Annotated in this window: 3 protein-coding genes; all 3 read right to left on the bottom strand. The window is 63.3% G+C overall.

Translation table 11 applies throughout. The features are described from left to right. Positions 1-31 precede the first annotated feature (31 nt). The 3 genes from tnpC to ACFO3E_RS07835 all read right to left on the bottom strand — a co-directional run bounded on the left by tnpC (position 32) and on the right by ACFO3E_RS07835 (position 2,431). Complete coding sequence (gene tnpC / locus ACFO3E_RS07845) at positions 32-1,591, bottom strand: IS66 family transposase (protein WP_380803605.1); 1,560 nt, start codon at positions 1,589-1,591, stop codon at positions 32-34. Between the two features lie 67 nt (positions 1,592-1,658). Next, a complete protein-coding gene (tnpB, locus tag ACFO3E_RS07840) occupies positions 1,659-2,012 on the bottom strand; it encodes an IS66 family insertion sequence element accessory protein TnpB (protein WP_037487421.1) in 354 nt (117 codons plus the stop codon). Next, a complete protein-coding gene (locus ACFO3E_RS07835; RefSeq protein ID WP_225870650.1) occupies positions 2,009-2,431 on the bottom strand; it encodes a transposase in 423 nt (140 codons plus the stop codon). The genes tnpB and ACFO3E_RS07835 overlap by 4 nt, the downstream gene beginning before the upstream one ends. Between the last annotated feature and the right edge of the window lie 77 nt (positions 2,432-2,508).

Below are 2,508 nucleotides of genomic sequence, written 5' to 3'. Positions count from 1 at the left end.
GTAAGCGCTAAAACACTCCCACTGGGAGGCGTTAGGCGGCCTGATCGATGACGGCGCTGGCGGCGGCGCGGCTATCTACCCAGTTGTAGGGGAGCAGATCATCGACCGGATCTGCGTCGCCGCGCAGGATAATGCGGGCGAGGACATCGGTGAGGTAAGCCTGAGGGTTGATGCCGCCGAGCTTGCAGGTTTCGATGAGGCTGGCGAAGGTCGCCCAGTTTTCAGCTCCCAGGTCATGGCCTGTGAACAGGGCATTTTTCCGCTGGAGGGTAAGCGGTCTGATTGATCGCTCGACAGTGTTGTTGTCCAGCTCGATCCGCCCATCGTCGAGGAAGCGGACGAGGCCTTTCCAGTGGTTGAGGGTGTAGCCGATGGCCTCGGCCGTGTTGGAGCTTCGCGGCAGCTTGGGCAGCATTTCCTCAAGCCAGGGTCGCATGTCGGCGATGATCCGAGCGGATTCAGCCTGGCGGATCGCCAACCTGTGTTCGGGACTGGAACCTCGGATACGAGCCTCGATCTTGTAGAGGCTGGCGATCCGCCTTAGCGCCTCATCGGCGACAGGGGCGTTGCCGCCCTTGGCATCGTCGAAGAAGCCACGCCTGACGTGCGCCCAGCAAAAGGCAAGCGTGCCCGGGCCGCCCTTCCGGTCCGGCGCCTCGATATGCTTATAGACGCCATAGCCGTCGCATTGGACGATGCCGGTGAACTCCCCGAGCAGCTTTTCCGCCCAGACTTTTCCGCGACCGGGCATGTAGGTGTAGACGACCGCCGGTGGATCGGTGCCCCCATGCGCGCCATCATCACGAGCGATCGCCCAGAGATATCCCGTCTTCACCTTGCCGGTGCCGGGCGCCAGGACCTTAGCGGTGGTCTCATCGACGAACAGCCTCGCGCCCGTCAGGAGATCAGCTTTCATCCGGCCGGTCAGGCGCCCGAGCCAGGCAGCGGCTCGGCCCGCCCAGTTGCACATGGTTCCCCGGTCGATCTCAATGCCCTGACGCCGCAGCGCCTGCGCTTGCCGATAGAAGGGCATGTGATCGGCATATTTCTTGACCAGAACATCGGCGATCAGCGCCTCGGTGGGAAGGCCGCCTGGCACCACATGCTTGGGTGCGGGCGCCTGGAACACGCCGTCGCTGCAGGCGCGGCACGCCATTTTCGGCCGGGACGTGACGATCACGCGATATTGGACCGGGATCACATCAAGCCGGCTCGATATGTCGCTGTCTATGCAGTGCAGCGTGCCTCCACAGCAGGGACATTCCTTCTCGTCTGGAAGGATCACTTCCTCAACCCGGGTCAGGTGCGCGGGCAACGACGCCCGTGCTGTCCCGCTTTCCCTCCGCGCCCGTTCCTTCTTCTGGCCTGCCGCCTGCTCGCCAAGCGCCTCCAGTTCAGCACGGGCGACGTCGAGATCATCGAAGGCAAGCGCCAACTGATCTTCGCTCAGCTTCTCGGACCGCTTCCCGAATGTCGTGCGGGTGATCTGGTCGATGATATGCTGCATCCGAGCTTCACGCTCGAGGCCGGCCAGGACCATCGCCTTGAGGGTGGCGACGTCGTCAGGAAGGTCGGCTGCCGTGGCGGACATGCCCCATTTCTGGCAGTTTTTGGGCGGTCCGCAATGGCCTATCGATCAGGGGAATCAGGCGTGCGACCTATCGCGTCGTCACCGGAACCTGGGTGCGCGGCGTGTGCATTTTCGACCATTGCAGCCCTTCGAACAAGGCCGACGCCTGCGATGCCGACAGCCGCATCACGCCATCATGCGCCCGGGGCCAATGGAAGCCTCCGGTCTGCAAGACCTTGCTCACAAGCACCAGGCCGGTGCCGTCCCAGACCAGCAGCTTAATCCTGTTCGCCCGCTTCGAGCGGAAGATGAAGACCACCCCCGAGAATGGCTTGAGTCCGAGCTCATGCTCGACCAGCGCCGCGAGGCTGACGGCACCTTTCCTGAAGTCGACCGGCTTTGTCGCCACCATCACCTTGAGCGGCCCTGGCGGGATGATCATCCCGACCGGCTCACAGCGGCGAGCACCCGGGCGATATGATCCTCGCTCGCGCCCGGCGGCACGTGGATCGCAAGGGCGGCCGTGCGGATCACGATCTCGTCGCCTCCACCATCAGCGGAACCGGTGCCGTCCGCATCTTCGATCACCGCCGGGACGAAGCCCAGCTTCTTGCTGGCCAGGCGCTTGCCCGGGATGCTGTCATGCCGCCATGCGTAGAGCTGCTGTGGCAGCAGCCCATGCGTTCGTGCAATTTCCGCGATGTTGGCGCCGGGTTCAAAACTCGACGCGATGATCCGTGCCTTGGCTTCCGCCGTCCAGCGGCGCCGCATCGGTCCTGCGGGAATGACATCCATCCGCGAGGGGCGTTGCCCCTCCTGCCTTTCGAAACCAGTTTCGAATGTTCTTACATCATCAGCCACTACGATACCCCTCAGACGAGGGGCAAAACATAGCCAGATCAGCGCTTACGAAAATGTGGGGAGGTTTTTGCGCTTAC

The sequence above is a fragment of the Sphingobium tyrosinilyticum genome (assembly GCF_042654265.1).
Lineage (GTDB): Bacteria > Pseudomonadota > Alphaproteobacteria > Sphingomonadales > Sphingomonadaceae > Sphingobium > Sphingobium tyrosinilyticum.
This window is presented reverse-complemented; position numbering and strand designations above follow the sequence as displayed.

Coding starts and splice junctions, on each gene's coding strand:
- tnpC (WP_380803605.1), bottom strand. CDS start 1,591: ATGTCCGCCACGGCAGCCGACCTTCCTGACGACGTCGCCACCCTCAAG.
- tnpB (WP_037487421.1), bottom strand. CDS start 2,012: ATGATCATCCCGCCAGGGCCGCTCAAGGTGATGGTGGCGACAAAGCCG.